At 72.8% G+C, this 14,187-nt stretch carries 16 protein-coding genes; 9 read left to right on the forward strand and 7 right to left on the reverse strand.

The features are described from left to right. Positions 1 to 40 precede the first annotated feature (40 nt). Positions 41 to 559 carry an ATP-binding protein gene (locus P8A18_RS02030; protein ID WP_306051190.1) on the forward strand — a complete coding sequence of 173 codons (519 nt, stop codon included), beginning with the start codon at positions 41 to 43 and terminating at the stop codon, positions 557 to 559. 60 nt (positions 560 to 619) lie between these two features. Here the strand turns inward: P8A18_RS02030 and P8A18_RS02035 are convergent, their stop codons facing one another. Then, positions 620 to 907: an SHOCT domain-containing protein gene (locus tag P8A18_RS02035; RefSeq protein ID WP_306051192.1), complete on the reverse strand. Its 288-nt coding sequence runs from the start codon at positions 905 to 907 to the stop codon at positions 620 to 622. 179 nt (positions 908 to 1,086) lie between these two features. Between P8A18_RS02035 and P8A18_RS02040 the strand changes: the two genes are divergently transcribed. After that, positions 1,087 to 1,665: a TetR/AcrR family transcriptional regulator gene (locus P8A18_RS02040; protein WP_306051194.1), complete on the forward strand. Its 579-nt coding sequence runs from the start codon at positions 1,087 to 1,089 to the stop codon at positions 1,663 to 1,665. Between the two features lie 10 nt (positions 1,666 to 1,675). After that, positions 1,676 to 2,257, forward strand: coding sequence for a DUF4865 family protein (locus tag P8A18_RS02045; RefSeq protein WP_306051196.1), 582 nt, complete (start codon positions 1,676 to 1,678; stop codon positions 2,255 to 2,257). 3 nt (positions 2,258 to 2,260) lie between these two features. On the opposite strand, the gene P8A18_RS02050 is transcribed toward P8A18_RS02045, so the two are convergent. Further along, positions 2,261 to 3,475 carry an ROK family protein gene (locus P8A18_RS02050; RefSeq protein WP_018550907.1) on the reverse strand — a complete coding sequence of 405 codons (1,215 nt, stop codon included), beginning with the start codon at positions 3,473 to 3,475 and terminating at the stop codon, positions 2,261 to 2,263. A 251-nt stretch (positions 3,476 to 3,726) separates the two neighbouring features. Between P8A18_RS02050 and P8A18_RS02055 the strand changes: the two genes are divergently transcribed. The 3 genes from P8A18_RS02055 to P8A18_RS02065 all read left to right on the forward strand — a co-directional run bounded on the left by P8A18_RS02055 (position 3,727) and on the right by P8A18_RS02065 (position 6,077). Further along, complete coding sequence (locus tag P8A18_RS02055) at positions 3,727 to 4,848, forward strand: MFS transporter (RefSeq protein WP_306051199.1); 1,122 nt, start codon at positions 3,727 to 3,729, stop codon at positions 4,846 to 4,848. Positions 4,849 to 4,927: 79 nt separating this feature from the next. After that, entirely contained in the window at positions 4,928 to 5,299 is a 372-nt protein-coding gene (locus tag P8A18_RS02060; RefSeq protein WP_306051201.1) for an SCO4225 family membrane protein, read from the forward strand. Positions 5,300 to 5,321: 22 nt separating this feature from the next. Beyond that, complete coding sequence (locus P8A18_RS02065; protein ID WP_306051203.1) at positions 5,322 to 6,077, forward strand: maleylpyruvate isomerase family mycothiol-dependent enzyme; 756 nt, start codon at positions 5,322 to 5,324, stop codon at positions 6,075 to 6,077. A gap of 19 nt (positions 6,078 to 6,096) precedes the next feature. On the opposite strand, the gene P8A18_RS02070 is transcribed toward P8A18_RS02065, so the two are convergent. The 3 genes from P8A18_RS02070 to P8A18_RS02080 form a co-directional block, all read right to left on the reverse strand. Continuing rightward, a complete protein-coding gene (locus P8A18_RS02070; protein WP_306051205.1) occupies positions 6,097 to 6,762 on the reverse strand; it encodes a response regulator in 666 nt (221 codons plus the stop codon). Then, the gene (locus P8A18_RS02075) at positions 6,759 to 8,048 is read right to left on the reverse strand and encodes a sensor histidine kinase (RefSeq protein WP_306051207.1); all 1,290 of its coding nucleotides are present in this window, start codon (positions 8,046 to 8,048) and stop codon (positions 6,759 to 6,761) included. The genes P8A18_RS02070 and P8A18_RS02075 overlap by 4 nt, the downstream gene beginning before the upstream one ends. Positions 8,049 to 8,159: 111 nt before the next feature. Continuing rightward, positions 8,160 to 8,906 (reverse strand): TetR/AcrR family transcriptional regulator, encoded by a 747-nt coding sequence (locus P8A18_RS02080; protein ID WP_306051209.1) that lies wholly within the window; start codon positions 8,904 to 8,906, stop codon positions 8,160 to 8,162. Between the two features lie 131 nt (positions 8,907 to 9,037). Here P8A18_RS02080 and P8A18_RS02085 point away from each other — a divergent pair, with 131 nt between their 5' ends. Then, entirely contained in the window at positions 9,038 to 9,496 is a 459-nt protein-coding gene (locus P8A18_RS02085; RefSeq protein ID WP_306051210.1) for a nitroreductase family deazaflavin-dependent oxidoreductase, read from the forward strand. A 33-nt stretch (positions 9,497 to 9,529) separates the two neighbouring features. Here the strand turns inward: P8A18_RS02085 and P8A18_RS02090 are convergent, their stop codons facing one another. Then, entirely contained in the window at positions 9,530 to 10,744 is a 1,215-nt protein-coding gene (locus P8A18_RS02090) for a geranylgeranyl reductase family protein (RefSeq protein ID WP_306051212.1), read from the reverse strand. Positions 10,745 to 10,928: 184 nt separating this feature from the next. Here P8A18_RS02090 and P8A18_RS02095 point away from each other — a divergent pair, with 184 nt between their 5' ends. Both P8A18_RS02095 and P8A18_RS02100 read left to right on the forward strand, forming a co-directional pair. Continuing rightward, on the forward strand, positions 10,929 to 12,293 hold the full coding sequence (locus P8A18_RS02095; RefSeq protein ID WP_306051215.1) for a dipeptidase: 1,365 nt from the start codon (positions 10,929 to 10,931) through the stop codon (positions 12,291 to 12,293). 87 nt (positions 12,294 to 12,380) lie between these two features. Beyond that, entirely contained in the window at positions 12,381 to 13,091 is a 711-nt protein-coding gene (locus P8A18_RS02100; RefSeq protein WP_306051217.1) for an MBL fold metallo-hydrolase, read from the forward strand. Here P8A18_RS02100 and P8A18_RS02105 read toward each other — a convergent pair. Further along, positions 13,050 to 14,087, reverse strand: coding sequence for an NUDIX hydrolase (locus P8A18_RS02105; protein WP_018550896.1), 1,038 nt, complete (start codon positions 14,085 to 14,087; stop codon positions 13,050 to 13,052). The two genes, P8A18_RS02100 and P8A18_RS02105, sit on opposite strands and share 42 nt — an antisense overlap. Positions 14,088 to 14,187 lie beyond the last annotated feature (100 nt).

Genomic DNA, 14,187 nt, shown 5'->3' on the forward strand with positions numbered 1-14,187 from the left:
CCTTCGTCTTCTTCCGGACCTATTTCGGGGAGTCGCAGCCGTGATCAGCGAGCCAAGCAGGCACTGCACGGTGGAGCTCCAAGCCCTGCCGTCGCGGATCGGTCAGGTCCGCAGAATCATCTCGGCGCAGCTGCGCTACTGGCATCTCGATTCTCTCATCGACCAGACAGCGCTGGGCGTCACCGAACTCCTGACCAACGTCCACCGGCATGCGCAGCCGGACAAATCATGCACCGTCGAGATCGAGTTGCTGCTCGAACGGCTGACGGTGTCCGTCCATGACCACGACCCACGGATGCCCACCGTGCGCGAGGCCGACGACTCCAGTACGTCGGGGCGCGGACTCGCACTGATCGCCGCGGTCAGCGAGAGCTGGGGCGTCCGCCCCCGGGACGGGGCGGGGAAGGCCGTCTGGTTCACGCTTCCCACACCCTCCCGGCTCACCCAGCCGTCACATGTGCTGTACGGGGCGACGACCGACGGGCCGTTCGATCTGAGCGGCCTCACGATGCCGGACGGGGCGCCACCCTCGACGGCACGGTCGGCCGTGATGGGCTGACACGACAGGAGCGGGGCGCCCCCACGAGGGTGCCCCGCTCCTGTCCGTCACACCGTCCGGTCACCCGGCGCCGCCCGCGCGGGGGCCGAACTGCTCGTCGAGCACGGACAGCCGCCGCCAGTACTCGTCCTCGTCGATCTCCCCGGCGGCGAAGCGCCGCCCGAGCACGGCGATCGGCGAGTGTCCGGCCGGCCCTTCCGGCACGGCCCGCGTCTGCCAGGGACCGCGCCGGCCGCGCGGCAGTGTGCGGCGCAGGACCGTGACGACGGTGAGGACGACGGCCGCCCAGACGAGCGGGACGAACAGGATCCAGGGCCCGGGTCCGCCGTCGAAAGCCAGGGTGTTCATCTCGGTCAGCTCCTCGGTTCGCTCTCACATCTCTTCCGTCGCTCTCCAGCCTGTCGCGGCGGGGGCCGCGCGTCGTCGTACACCGGGCGGCGGTGCGCGTACCGCGCAGGGAGTACCGCCGCGGCCCCGCTCCAGGCTCTGCACCTGTATCTGTACCTACTAGTATGTACACTCCTTGTATGGGCACTCAGGACCGTCTGATCGAAGCCACTCGGGAGCTCCTGTGGGAGCGCGGATACGTGGGGACGAGCCCCAAGGCCATCCAGCAGCACGCGGGCGCGGGCCAGGGCAGCATGTACCACCACTTCACCGGCAAGCCGGACCTGGCACTCGCCGCCATCGGCCGCACGGCCGAGGAGATGCGGGAGGCGGCGGGCCGGGTGCTCGACGCGCCCGGGTCGGCGTACGAGCGGATCTCGGCCTATCTGCTGCGCGAGCGCGATGTCCTGCGCGGCTGCCCGGTGGGTCGGCTGACGATGGATCCGGAGGTGATCGCGAGCGATGAGCTGCGGGCGCCGGTGGACGAGACGATCGCCTGGCTGCGCGAACGGCTCGCCGCGATCGTCCGCGAGGGCCTGGACCGGGGCGAGTTCACCCCCGGCATCACGCCCGACGACCTCGCGGCGACGATCGTCGCGACGGTTCAGGGCGGCTATGTGCTGGCCCGCGCCTCGGGCTCGGCGGATGCCTTCGACGCGGGCGTCCGCGGCCTGCTCGCCCTCCTGGGACCGCCCGTCGAACCCGTCCTGCACATCTGAGGAGCCCCCGATGCACGCGATGCAGTACGAGATCACCCTGCCCGCCGATTACGACATGGGCGTCATCCGGCACCGGGTGGCGACCAGGGGCCACCTCCTGGACGACTTCCCAGGGCTCGGCCTCAAGGCATATCTGATGCGGGAGCGGGGCGGGGACTCGCCGGTCAACCAGTACGCCCCTTTCTACCTGTGGTCCCGGCCCGAGGGCATGAACGCCTTCCTCTGGGGACCCGGTTTCCAGGGCGTCGTCCAGGACTTCGGGCGCCCGGAGGTACAGCACTGGACGGGCCTGTCGTACGAGGAGGGTCCGGTCCCGGACGCATTCCCCCGCACGGCGACCCGCCGCCGCTCCCCCATGCCGCCCTCGGCGTCCCCGGCGGACGCGGTCGAAGCCGCCCTGACGGAGAGCCGGCGGCTCGCGAAGGCTCCCGGCGCGGTCGCCACGGCCCTGGCCGCCGACCCCCGCCACTGGGAACTCCTCCACTTCACGCTCTGGGACCACCCCGCGCCCGACGCACCCGGCGACCGCTACCAGGTGCTGCACATCAGCCGGCCTGAAGCGGACCGGCTCGGGACGGGACGTCAGTGGTAGGTCTCAGGCCAGCGCGCCCAGCGGGTCGTCCAGGACCGGCTGCCAGGCCAGCTCCGCCGCCCCGACCAGGCTGTTGTGGTCGAGGGTGCAGGGCAGGATCGGCACGCTCCCACTGCGCCCCCACAGGCTGCGGTCGGCCACCACGGCCCGCAGCCGCTCCGGGTCGGCGTCGAGCAGCGCGCGGTGCAGCCCGCCGAGGATGATCCGGTCCGGGTTGAGGATGTTGACGAGACCGGCGAGTCCCAGGCCGAGCCGGTCGATCAGCTCCTCGGCGGCGTTGCGCACCGCGGGGTCCTCGTACTCGTTGCGCAGCAGGTCACCGGACTGCTTGAGGAGGGACTCCTCGGGGCCGGGGGTGCGCCCGGCCGCGGTGAGGAAGGCGAGCGGGTCGGTCTCGACGTCCAGGCAGCCGCGGCCGCCGCAGTGACAGGGGCGGCCCTCGGCGTTGACCGTGAGATGGCCGACCTCCAGGGCGAGGCCCGAACTCCCGGTGTGGAGGCGGCCGTCCAGGACGAGCGCGCCGCCGACACCGCGGTGGCCGGTGGCGACGCACAGCAGGTGCTGGGCCTCGCGCCCGGCTCCGTGGCGGTGTTCGGCGAGTGCGGCGAGGTTGACGTCGTTTCCGGTGAACGCCGGTCCCTCGATGCCCGCTTCACGGACGCATGTGGCGAAGATCTCGCTGACCGGGGCGCCCGCGGGCCAGGCGATGTGGAGCGGGTTGAGGGCGTTGCCCTCCGGTTCGGCGACGGCGGACGGCACCGCGAGTCCGGCCCCCACGCACCGCAGTCCGCTGTCCCGCAGCAGCCGCGCGCAGTCGTCCACGACCTCACCGATGACCTGGGCGGGGTCGGCGGTGATGGTGACGCTGCCGGGCGCGGTCGCGACGAGCCGGCCGCCGAGTCCGACGAGCGCGGCGCGGAAGCCGTCCGCGTGCACCTGGGCGGCGACGGCCACCGGCCCGGACTCCCGTACCGCCAGCCGGTGCGAGGGCCGGCCCTGGGAGCCCGCCGCCGAACCGGGGCTCGAATCGACCCGGATGAGGCCGAGCGCCTCCAGCTCCGCGGCGACCGCGCCCGCCGTGGCCCGGGTGACCCCCAGCTCGGAGGTGAGGACGGCGCGCGTGGGCGCGCGTCCGGTATGGACTAGTTCCAGGGCGGGTCCGAGCGCGCTGCGGCCCCTCTCCAACTTCGTCCGGGTGGTGGTCACCTTGCCGTTCATGGGGGCGAGTCTCCCATGATCCCGGGGTGGTTCCGACGCCGTGGTGGCCGACTTGCCCCGGGTGCGACGCCACGCCGCGCGGGGCGGCCGCACGGTTCGGGCCGGGCGGGACACCTGTCTTGCGCCGGCTGTCGGCGGGCCCCTATGCTGAGTTTGTGCCGCAACTAAACAAACTGCGGACGGCACTACCGGGGGGACCGGGCGGCAACACCGCTCCACTCCCGCCGGCCCGTCTCCGTACCGCGCTGACCGTGTTCTTCGCCCTCGACGGTTTCCTCTTCGCCGGCTGGGTGGTCCGCATCCCGGCCATCAAGCACCAGACCGGCGCCTCGGCCTCCACCCTCGGCCTCGCGCTCCTCGGCGTATCCGCAGGTGCCGTGATCACCATGATGCTCACCGGCCGGCTCTGCCGCCGGTACGGCAGCCATGCGGTGACCGTGGTCTGCGGTGTCCTGCTGTCCCTCAGCATCGCGCTGCCCGCCCAGACGCACTCCGCCCTCTCCCTCGGGCTGGTGCTGCTGGTCTTCGGCGCCGCGTACGGCGGCATGAACGTGGCGATGAACAGCGCGGCGGTGGACCTGGTCGCCGCCCTGCGCCGCCCCGTGATGCCCGGCTTCCACGCCGCGTTCAGCCTCGGCGGGATGATCGGCGCGGGGCTCGGCGGGCTCGTCGCGGGCGGCCTCTCGCCCGCCCTGCACCTCTTCTTCCTGACCGGAATCGGACTGGTCGTCACCGCCCTGGCGGGCCCGGTCCTGCTCCAACACCCGCCGCACAGGGCCGATCCGGCACCGGCCGGTGCCGGGAAGCCCGCCGAGCGCCTGACCGGACGGGCCCGCAAGGTGGTGCTCCTGTTCGGCGTGATCGCGCTCTGCACCGCGTACGGTGAAGGCGCCCTGGCCGACTGGGGCGCGCTCCACCTGGAGCAGGACCTGCACGCCCGCCCCGGGGTGGCCGCCGCCGGCTACTCGCTGTTCGCGCTCGCCATGACGGCGGGCCGGCTCAGCGGCACCACCCTCCTGGAACGGCTCGGCCAGACCCGCACGCTGGTGGCGGGCGGCGTCACCGCGGGCGCCGGCATGCTCCTGGGCTCGCTCGCCCCGACCGCCTGGCTCGCGCTCCTCGGCTTCGCCGTCACCGGTCTCGGCCTCGCCAACATCTTCCCGGTGGCGGTCGGCAGGGCGGGCGAGCTGGCCGGCCCCAGCGGGGTCGCCGCCGCCTCCACGCTCGGCTACGGCGGCATGCTGCTCGGGCCGCCCGCGATCGGCTTCCTGGCCGACTGGTTCTCCCTGCCGGTGGCCCTGACCACGGTGGCCGTACTGGCCGGTGCGGCGGCGGCCCTGGGGTACGGCGCCCGCAAGACGGCGCACACCTGATCGAATGAGTAGCGGTACTCAGGCAGGCGCGGCTCCCCCGACGCACGATGGAGACACAGTCGTCCACGGGGAGCACGCAATGAACAGGCCCACCATGAACCACCGCCACCTCAGCACGCTCGCACGGCTCACCTTCAAGAACGCCGCCTCGCTCGTCTACCTCGGCGTGGTCGCCGCGACGGCGGTGTTCGTCCTGGTGGACACCTTGTTCGTCACACACGAGGACGCCTCGTTCGCGGGCATCTGGCTGTTCCTCCTGGCGGCGCCGACCATATTCGTCTTCCTCCTCGGCGGCTCGATGGCGGGGGCGGAGTCGTTCGGGCCCGCCTGGTTCATGTATCTGGCGCTGGCGGTGTCCGTGCTGGTGCAGTCGCTCGCGGTGGGCTGGTTCGCGCGGCTCGTCCGCGGCGGCTCCGGCCGGAGCCGTACGGTCCACGCCCAGGGCGCCTGATCTGCTGGCACAATCCCGTGCCATGAAAATCACGGAGCACATCGAGGCTTTGGCCACCGAGGGCCGCCTGCTCGCGGACGCGGCCGAGGAAGCGGGTACGGAGGCGCCGGTACCGACCTGTCCGGGCTGGCAGGTGCGCGATCTGCTCAGGCACACCGCGATGGTCCACGCCTGGGCCGCCGCCTTCGTCGCGGAGGGGCACACCTCGTACGTTCCCGACGCCGGGGAACCGGAGCTGGACGGACCGGAGTTGCTGGACCGCTTCCGCGACGGCCACCGGTTCCTCGTGGACACGCTGGCCGACGCGCCGCGGGACCTGGAGTGCTGGACGTTCCTCTCCGCCCCGTCCCCGCTCGCCTTCTGGGCCCGCCGCCAGGCGCACGAGACGACGATCCACCGGGTGGACGCCGAGTCCGCGCGCGGCGGCCCGCTCTCCCCCATCGCCCCCGCCCACGCGCTGGACGGCATCGACGAACTGCTGCTGGGCATGCACGCCCGCCCGAAGAGCAGGGTGCGCACCACAACACCGCGCACCCTGCGGATCCGGGCGACGGACACGGACACCGTATGGACGGTACGTCTCTCCGCCGGGCCGCCCTCGGCGGTGCGCGAGGAAGGGCCGGCCCCCTCGACGCCCGTGGACTGCGAGCTGAGCGCCCCGGCCGGGACGCTCTACCCGGCGCTCTGGAACCGGCTGCCGCTCACCGGCCTCACCGTCGCGGGTGACGGTGAGGCGGCGCGGATCTGGCGCGACAACTCCTCGATCACCTGGTCCTGACGGCTGACGCCGCCGCCCGTCAGCCCAGCCAGCCCGGCCGGACCAGGCCCGACTCGTAAGCCAGCACCACCAGTTGGGCCCGGTCGCGGGCGCCGAGCTTCACCATGGTCCGGCTGACATGTGTCTTCGCGGTGAGGGGGCTGACGAAGAGCCGGCGGGCGATCTCCTCGTTGGACAGGCCGATGCCGACCAGCGCCATCACCTCCCGCTCCCGTTCGGTGAGTTCGCCCAGCGCGGTCGCGGCGGCGGGCTCCTTGGACCGGGCGGCGAACTCGGCGATGAGCCGGCGGGTGACGCTCGGCGAGAGCAGCGCGTCACCCGCGGCCACCGCCCGCACGGCCCGCAGCAGTTCGTCCGGCTCGGCGTCCTTGACCAGGAAGCCGGAAGCACCGGCCCGGATCGCCTCGAAGACGTACTCGTCCAGCTCGAAGGTGGTGAGGATGACCACCTTCACCAAGTCGAGCGCGGGGTCGCCGGTGATGGCGCGCGTGGCGGCGAGGCCGTCGAGGTGCGGCATGCGGATGTCCATCAGCACGGTGTCCGGCCGCAGTTCCCGCACCAGGCGGACGGCCTCGGCGCCGTCGGCGGCCTCGCCCACCACCTCGATGTCCGGCTGGGCGTCCAGCAGCGCCCGGAACCCCGCCCGGACCAGCAGCTGATCGTCGGCCAGCAGTACACGCATCACGATGTCCCCTCGTCGCTCCGGGCTCCCTCACCCGCCGCGGGCAGCGGCAGCTCGGCCCGTACCCGGAAACCCCCGTCGGGCCGGGTTCCCGCCTCCACTGTGCCGCCCAGCGCGGCGGCCCGTTCCCGCATCCCGGCCAGGCCGTTGCCGCTGCCCCCGGCGTCCGTGCCGGTGGCCGGTCCTTCGTCGTCCACGCGGAGCACCAGGCGCCGGGACTCGTGGGCGATCCGTACGTGTGCGGTACGTGAGCCCGAGTGCCGCACCACGTTGGTCAGCGCCTCCTGGACGATCCGGAAGGCGGCCAGGCCGGCCCCCGGCGGTACGGCCCCGCGTGCGCCGCCACTCTCCACGGTGACGGTGAGGCCGGCGCTCGCCGCCTGCTCGACCAGTTCCGGCAGCCGGTCGAGCCCGGGGGCCGGGGACCTGGGCGCGTCGCCGGGGGCGCGCAGGGTGTCCAGGACCTGCCGCACCTCGCCGAGCGCCTCCTTGCCGGCGGCCTTGATGGTGGTGAGCGCCGTGCGGGCCTGCTCCGGGTCGGTGTCGAGCAGGGCGAGCCCGACGCCCGCCTGGACGTTGATGACGGAGATGCTGTGCGCGAGTACGTCGTGCAGCTCCCGGGCCATGCGCAGGCGCTCCTCGTCGGCCCGCCGCTTCTCCGCGGCCTCGCGCTCCGCGCGCTGGGCGGCCCACTGCTCGCGGCGCACCCGGACGAACTCGGCGGCCGCGACGACGGCCACCACCCAGGCCGCGACGCCCACTTCCTGCCCCCACCGGGACGCGGTGTCGTCGCCGGGCGGAAGCCAACGGTAGAGCCAGTGCGCGACCAGGAGGTGTGCCACCCAGATCATGCCGACCGCGGTCCACGCCGCCTTGCGGTGCCCGGCGACCACGGCGCTGAAGCAGCCGACGGCGACCGTCAGGAAGACCGGTCCGTAGGGGTATCCGGCGGCGAGGTAGACCGTCGTGGCGGCCGAGGCGCCGAAGACGGCCACGACGGGATGACGGTGACGCGGCAGCAGGACCGCGACGGCGGCGAGGAGGAGCAGCCGGCCGAGGAGGTCGAGCGGGACCTTGTCGTGGAGCTGGCCGCGGGACACGACGTTCGAGCCGATCATGACGACCAGACCGATCAGCAGCGTCGACGGCCAGGGCAGCCGGGCGGCGGACCGCCCGCGCCCGGCGGTGACCCAGCCCGGCGGCCCGCCCCGGTGGAACCGGCGCGGCGGGCCGCCCCGGTGCCTGATGCCCCGGGGTCCGCCGCCTGTCATGGGGCGCTGCTCTTCCATACCGTCCACGCTAGACGGCGGACCGCCGTGCGGGCGTCCGCCGGGCGTGGTGATCACCCGTACTCCCCGGGGAGTACGGCGAAGGGGTGCGGTACGCCCGGGGCCGCGCCCTCAGCCGCGCCTGCCGAGCAGGCCGACCGTACGGGCGAGTTCCGTGACGGCGTGCCGGAAGAAGATTTCACGGGCCTCCACCACCCGGTTGAACTGGCCGAAGACCTCGAAGGAGATCAGCCCGAACAGCTGCGCCCAGGCCGCGACGAGCGGGGCGGCGACCGCGGGGGCCAGGCCCGAGGTCAGGCCGGGCGTCAGGTCGGCGGTCAGCTCGGCGGCCAGCCGTTCGGCCTCGGGGCGCAGCTCGTCGGCGAGCGGCGGGAGCGCGAGGCCCTCCGCGTGGCGGGCCTCCTCAACGACGGCGATGAGCACGAGGCCGACGCGGGCGGCGGGGGCAATGGTGTCCTGCGGCGCCGTGTAGCCGGGCACGGGCGAACCGTAGATCAGCGCGTACTCGTGGGGGTGGGCCAGCGCCCAGTCGCGTACGGCACGGGCCACGGCGACCCAGCGGGCCAGGCCGGTGCCGGGTGACGCGGGGGTGTCCGTGGTGCCGGCGGTGGTGCGGTGTGCCCGTTCGGCGGCTTCGCCGATGGCGTCGTACGCGTCGACGATCAGGGCGGTCAGCAGGTCGTCGCGGCTGGGGAAGTAGCGGTAGAGGGCGGAGGAGACCATGCCCAGTTCGCGCGCGACGGCGCGCAGCGAGAGCTTTGCCGCGCCCTCGGCGGCGAGCTGTTTCCTCGCCTCGTCCTTGATGGCGGCGGTGACTTCGATGCGGGCCCGTTCCCTGGCTCCTCGGATAGCGCTCATGGGGACCATTCTGCCACGCGATCAGAGCAGCGACCAATAACGAGAGCAGTGCTCTTGCTTTTGAGCACCACTTCCGTGCACACTGATCTCAAGCGAGAGCACCGCTCTCCAAAACCGTGGGGGTCATCGACATGACGCAGTCGCAGCCGTACTACCTGCAGGGCAGCCCGCTCAACGTCCGCTTCAACGGCGTCGTCGGCTGGCTCGCGCGGCACGGAATCAGCCTGCTCGGTTCGCAGGAGCTGTCGGTGCGGGGCCGCAAGAGCGGCCGGATGCAGCGCATCCCGGTCAACCCCCACACCTACGAGGGCACGCAGTACCTGGTCTCCGCCCGGGGCCACTCCCAGTGGGTGCGCAACATGCGGGCGGCCGGCGGCGGCGAGCTGCGCGCCGGCCGCAAAACGCACGCCTTCACGGCCGTGGAGATCGCGGACGACGCGCACAAGGCGGCCGTCGTCCGCGCCTACCTGGAGCGCTGGGGCTGGGAGGTCAACCAGTACTTCAAGGGCGTCACCGCGAAGTCCACGGACGCCGAGATCCTGGCGGCCTGCCCCGACCACCCCGTCTTCCGGATCACCAGGGCGGGCTGACGCACCGGCCGGCGCGTCAGCCCCCGGTGGCCGCTACCGGTCCAGCGCGGAAAGCGCCCGCTGGGCCAGCGGGTGCGAACGGACCAGCTCGGCCAGCGACGTCGTACCGCGAGTGATGCCGGCGAACGCGTTCCACGCCGGGCGGAAACCCGTCAGCACCGCGTGCAGCAGACCGGGGCGCCGCTCGAAGAGCTTCAGCATGCGCCGCCCCACGCTCATCTCGACGCCGAGCCCGGCCTTGATGGCGAACGCGTAGTTGAGGGCCTGGCGGCGGGCGTCCACCGCGTCGTGCGACTCCGCGACGCGCACCGCCCACTCACCGGCGAGCCGGCCCGAGCGCAGCGCGAACGAGATGCCCTCACGGGTCCACGGCTCCAGCAGGCCCGCCGCGTCACCGCACACCAGCACACGGCCGCGCGAGAGCGGCGAGTCGTCGCTGCGGCAGCGCGTCAGATGACCGGAGGAGATCTTCGGCTCGAAGCCGGCCAGGCCGAGCCGCGCGATGAAGTCCTCCAGATACCGCTTGGTGCCGGCGCCGTCGCCGCGGGCGGAGATCACACCGACCGTCAGCGTGTCGCCCTTGGGGAAGACCCAGCCGTAACTGCCCGGCATGGGGCCCCAGTCGATCAGGACGCGGCCTGCCCAGTCCTCGGCGACCGTCGGCGGGACCGGGATCTCCGCCTCCAGGCCGAGGTCGACCTGGTCGAGCTTCACCCCGACATGTGCTCCTATCCGCCCGGCACTGCCGTCCGCGCCGACCACCGCGCGGGCCAGGACGGTCTCGCCGCCGGACAGCACGACCGCGACCGTGCGCCGATCGGGCACCGCGGCGCCGTGCTGCTCGACACGGCTGACGGTCGCCCCGGTGCGCAGCTCCGCACCGGCCTTCTGCGCCTGCTCGACCAGTCCGGCGTCGAACTCGGGGCGGTTGATGAGCCCGAAGAGCATCCGCCGGGAGCGGCGCGTGCGCGCCAGCCTGCCGTTGAGCGAAAAGGTGACCGCGTGGATGCGGTCCCGCAGGGGCAGTTCGAATCCGGGCGGCAGCGAGTCGCGCGAATACCCGATGATGCCGCCGCCGCACGTTTTGTAGCGGGGCAGTTCCGCCTTCTCCAGGAGCAGTACCTTGCGGCCGGCTACCGCCGCCGCGTATGCCGCGGAGGCTCCCCCCGGTCCGGCGCCGACTACGACGACGTCCCACACGGACGACTCTTCGTGCTCATGTCCGGCGTCTGCGTTCTCGCTGCTCACGATGTGCTTCTGCTCCCGATCCCACCAGTGGCCCAAGCTGCTCACGGCATCCTACGGCGCGTTGCGGCCGACCCCCGCTGTGGGAGGATCGCCCGAGTCTCCGACGTACCCGCAACGCCGCACTCCAGGCGGGCAAGTACCCGGAAACGTACACATAACGTCGCACCTACCAGGAGCGTGCCCCATGACCGGCCATCCGATTCCCGAGACCGTCGCCTCGCTGATGCCCCGCGCCAAGGCGGAGCTGACCGAGCTGGTGGCCTTCCAGTCGGTGGCGGACCCCGCAGTGTATCCGAAGAGCGAGTGCGAGGCGGCCGCCGCGTGGGTCGCGCAGGCCCTGCGCGCCGAGGGCTTCGAGGACGTCGCCCTGCTCGACACCCCCGACGGCACCCAGTCCGTCTACGGCTTCCTGCCCGGCCCGGCCGGCGCGCCGACCGTGCTGCTCTACGCGCACTACGACGTGCAGCCGCCGCTCGACGAGTCCGCCTGGCTCTCGCCGCCGTTCGAGCTGACGGAGCGTGAGGGCCGCTGGTTCGGCCGGGGCACGGCCGACTGCAAGGGCGGCTTCATCATGCACCTGCTCGCGCTGCGCGCCCTCAAGGCGGACGGCGGGGTCCCCGTCTCGGTCAAGGTGATCGTCGAGGGCTCCGAGGAGCAGGGCACCGGCGGTCTGGAGCGGTACGCCGAGGCGCACCCCGGACTGCTCGCCGCCGACACCATCGTGATCGGTGACACCGGCAACTTCCGGGTGGGGCTGCCGACCGTCACCTCGACGCTGCGCGGTATGACGATGCTGCGGGTCCAGCTCGACACCCTGGAGGGCAACCTCCACTCCGGGCAGTTCGGCGGCGCCGCCCCCGACGCGCTCGCCGCGATGATCCAGCTGCTCGCCTCACTGCGCGCCGAGGACGGCTCGACCACGGTCGACGGCCTGACCGCGGACACGGAGTGGGACGGTCTGCAGTACCCGGAGGAGGAGTTCCGCAAGGACGCCCAGGTCCTCGACGGGGTCGGCCTGATCGGCACGGGCACGGTCGCCGACCGGATCTGGGCGCGTCCCGCCGTCACCGTGATCGGGATCGACTGCCCCGCCGTGGTCGGCGCGACGCCCTCCGTACAGGCGAGCGCCCGCGCGCAGATCAGCCTTCGGGTGCCACCCGGCCACAACGCGGACGAGGCGACGAAGCTGCTGACCGCCCATCTCCTGGCGCACGCCCCGTGGGGCGCGAAGGTCTCCGTCGAGCAGGTCGGCCAGGGCCAGCCGTTCCGCGCCGACATAGCGAGCCCGGCGTACACGGCGATGGCCGACGCCATGCGGATCGCCTACCCGGGCCAGGAGATGCAGTCCTCCGGCATGGGCGGCTCGATCCCGCTCTGCAACACCCTGGCCGAGCTGTACCCGGACGCGGAGATCCTGCTCATCGGGCTGAGCGAGCCGGAGGCCCGGATCCACGCGGTGAACGAGAGCGTGTCGCCCGGGGAACTGGAGCGGCTCTCGGTGACCGAGGCGCTGTTCCTGCGCAACTACGCGGCCTCCAAGGCCGTCTGACCCCCGGGCGCGGGCTACGCGCTGAGCGAAGCTCGCCGAGAGCGTAGATCCGTGCGGCGGCCGGACACCGCCGCGTACGTTCGCCGCATGGATCTCGTCGAGGTGCTCCCCCAGCTGCACATGTTCCGCTTCCCGATCGGTCAGGCGTACCTCTGGCGCGACGGGGCGGAACTGACCCTGATCGACGCGGGCGACGTGAACGCGGCCCCGGCCATCGAGGAGGCGGTGCGCGGGCTCGGCCACGACCCCGCCCGCATCGCCCGCATCGTGATCACCCACGGCCATCGCGACCACTACGGCGCGGCCCAGGAGCTGGCCGGCCGTCACGGCGCCGAAATCCTGGCGCACCGGCTGGACGCACCGGTGATCCGGGGCGAGGAGGAGATCGGTGAACCGGTGCTCCTGGACTGGGAACGCCCGCTGTACGAGCGCGCGCTGACGGTGCCACCGGCTCCGCCGACCCGGGTCGGCACCGAGCTGTCCGACGGGGCGGTGCTGCCCTTCGCGGGCGGAGCCCGGGTGGTCCACTCCCCCGGCCACACCCCGGGGTCCATCGGTCTGCATCTGCCGCGGCACGGCGTGCTGTTCACGGGTGACTGCGTGGCCGGGGTGGGGCAGGTGATGCTCGGCGTCTTCAACATCGACCGGCAGCAGGCCATGGCCTCGTTCCGGCGGCTGGCGGAGCTGGACGCGGCCACGGTCTGCTTCGGCCACGGCGATCCGCTCACCGAGGACGCCGCTGCGGTCATGCGGGCCTCAGCCGACCGGGACGCCCGCCTCCAGGTTGAGCACGGCTGAGCGCTCACGGGCCCTGAGCGCCCAGCACAGCCGTTCGTAACGGGTGGGCGGCAGCAGGGTCGCCGCCTCCGCCTCGGTGACGAACCGCCAGCCGCGCAGTTCGGAGCCGGGCAGCAGCAGCCGTGCGGCGTCCGCCTGCGGCAGCAGTCCGCCGTCGAAGAGCAGCCGCAGCCCTCCGTATCCGGGGGGATCGGGCGCTTCCCAGTCGATGACGAGCAGCTTGGGGACCCGTTCGAGGTGGATGCCTATCTCCTCGGCCACCTCCCTGATCCCGGCCTGGGCGGGGGCTTCGCCGGCCTCCACCACGCCGCCGGGGAACTCCCAGCCCGGTTTGTACGTGGGGTCGACGAGCAGGAACCGGTCGTGTTCGTCGAAGAGCAGCACCCCGGCCGCGACGGTCTCCGCGGTCGGGTCGGGGGTTTGCACGATGCCACAGGCCGGGGCCGCCCCGGTGCGTACGGCCTCCGCGATGCGCTCCGCCGTCTCGCGCGGTGTGAGCGCGCTGTTGTCGATGGTGTGGGCATCCCCGGTGATCCAGTCGAGGGCCGAGCGGTACGGCTCGATGCGGTCGTACGCCCAGCGGCCGGTCGGGTCCACGCCCTCCGCTTCGCCGGGGAATTCGGCCCGTTGGGCGATGCGCTGACGCAAAATCGTTTCGGCAGGTGAGAGCAGCACATGGCGGACCGCGATGCGACGGGCGGCGAGCCCGCCGAATATCTCGTCGCGGTACTCCTGTCGCAGCAGCGTCATCGGCACCACCAGCACCCCGCCCATCTCGGCGAGCAGGGCGGCCGCTGTGTCCACCACGAGGCGCCGCCAGATCGGCAGGTCCTGGAAGTCGGTCACCTCGGCAAGCTTCTTCTGGGGCAGCAGATTCCGCAGCCCCGTCCCGGTCAGTTCCGGGTCGTACAAGGTGCTGTTCGGGATCAGATCGATCAGTTCACGCGCGGCGCCGGTCTTGCCCGCGCCGAACGCACCGTTGACCCAGATGATCACGGTTCCCCCTCTTCCGTAGCCCCCTGTGGCTTGCCCGCAACACCCCGCCGCGAAAACACGGTGGAGGCGATGCATTGCGGAACGGGACACCGAACCGGAC

The organism is Streptomyces sp. Mut1 (assembly GCF_030719295.1).
GTDB classification, from domain to species: domain Bacteria; phylum Actinomycetota; class Actinomycetes; order Streptomycetales; family Streptomycetaceae; genus Streptomyces; species Streptomyces castrisilvae.

Bases quoted from the DNA above. Each gene is read 5' to 3' on its own strand.
- P8A18_RS02035 (WP_306051192.1), bottom strand. From the start codon at position 907: ATGAACACCCTGGCTTTCGACGGCGGACCCGGGCCCTGGATCCTGTTC.
- P8A18_RS02040 (WP_306051194.1), top strand. From the start codon at position 1,087: ATGGGCACTCAGGACCGTCTGATCGAAGCCACTCGGGAGCTCCTGTGG.
- P8A18_RS02045 (WP_306051196.1), top strand. From the start codon at position 1,676: ATGCACGCGATGCAGTACGAGATCACCCTGCCCGCCGATTACGACATG.
- P8A18_RS02050 (WP_018550907.1), bottom strand. From the start codon at position 3,475: ATGAACGGCAAGGTGACCACCACCCGGACGAAGTTGGAGAGGGGCCGC.
- P8A18_RS02060 (WP_306051201.1), top strand. From the start codon at position 4,928: ATGAACAGGCCCACCATGAACCACCGCCACCTCAGCACGCTCGCACGG.
- P8A18_RS02065 (WP_306051203.1), top strand. From the start codon at position 5,322: ATGAAAATCACGGAGCACATCGAGGCTTTGGCCACCGAGGGCCGCCTG.
- P8A18_RS02075 (WP_306051207.1), bottom strand. From the start codon at position 8,048: ATGGAAGAGCAGCGCCCCATGACAGGCGGCGGACCCCGGGGCATCAGG.
- P8A18_RS02080 (WP_306051209.1), bottom strand. From the start codon at position 8,906: ATGAGCGCTATCCGAGGAGCCAGGGAACGGGCCCGCATCGAAGTCACC.
- P8A18_RS02085 (WP_306051210.1), top strand. From the start codon at position 9,038: ATGACGCAGTCGCAGCCGTACTACCTGCAGGGCAGCCCGCTCAACGTC.
- P8A18_RS02095 (WP_306051215.1), top strand. From the start codon at position 10,929: ATGACCGGCCATCCGATTCCCGAGACCGTCGCCTCGCTGATGCCCCGC.
- P8A18_RS02100 (WP_306051217.1), top strand. From the start codon at position 12,381: ATGGATCTCGTCGAGGTGCTCCCCCAGCTGCACATGTTCCGCTTCCCG.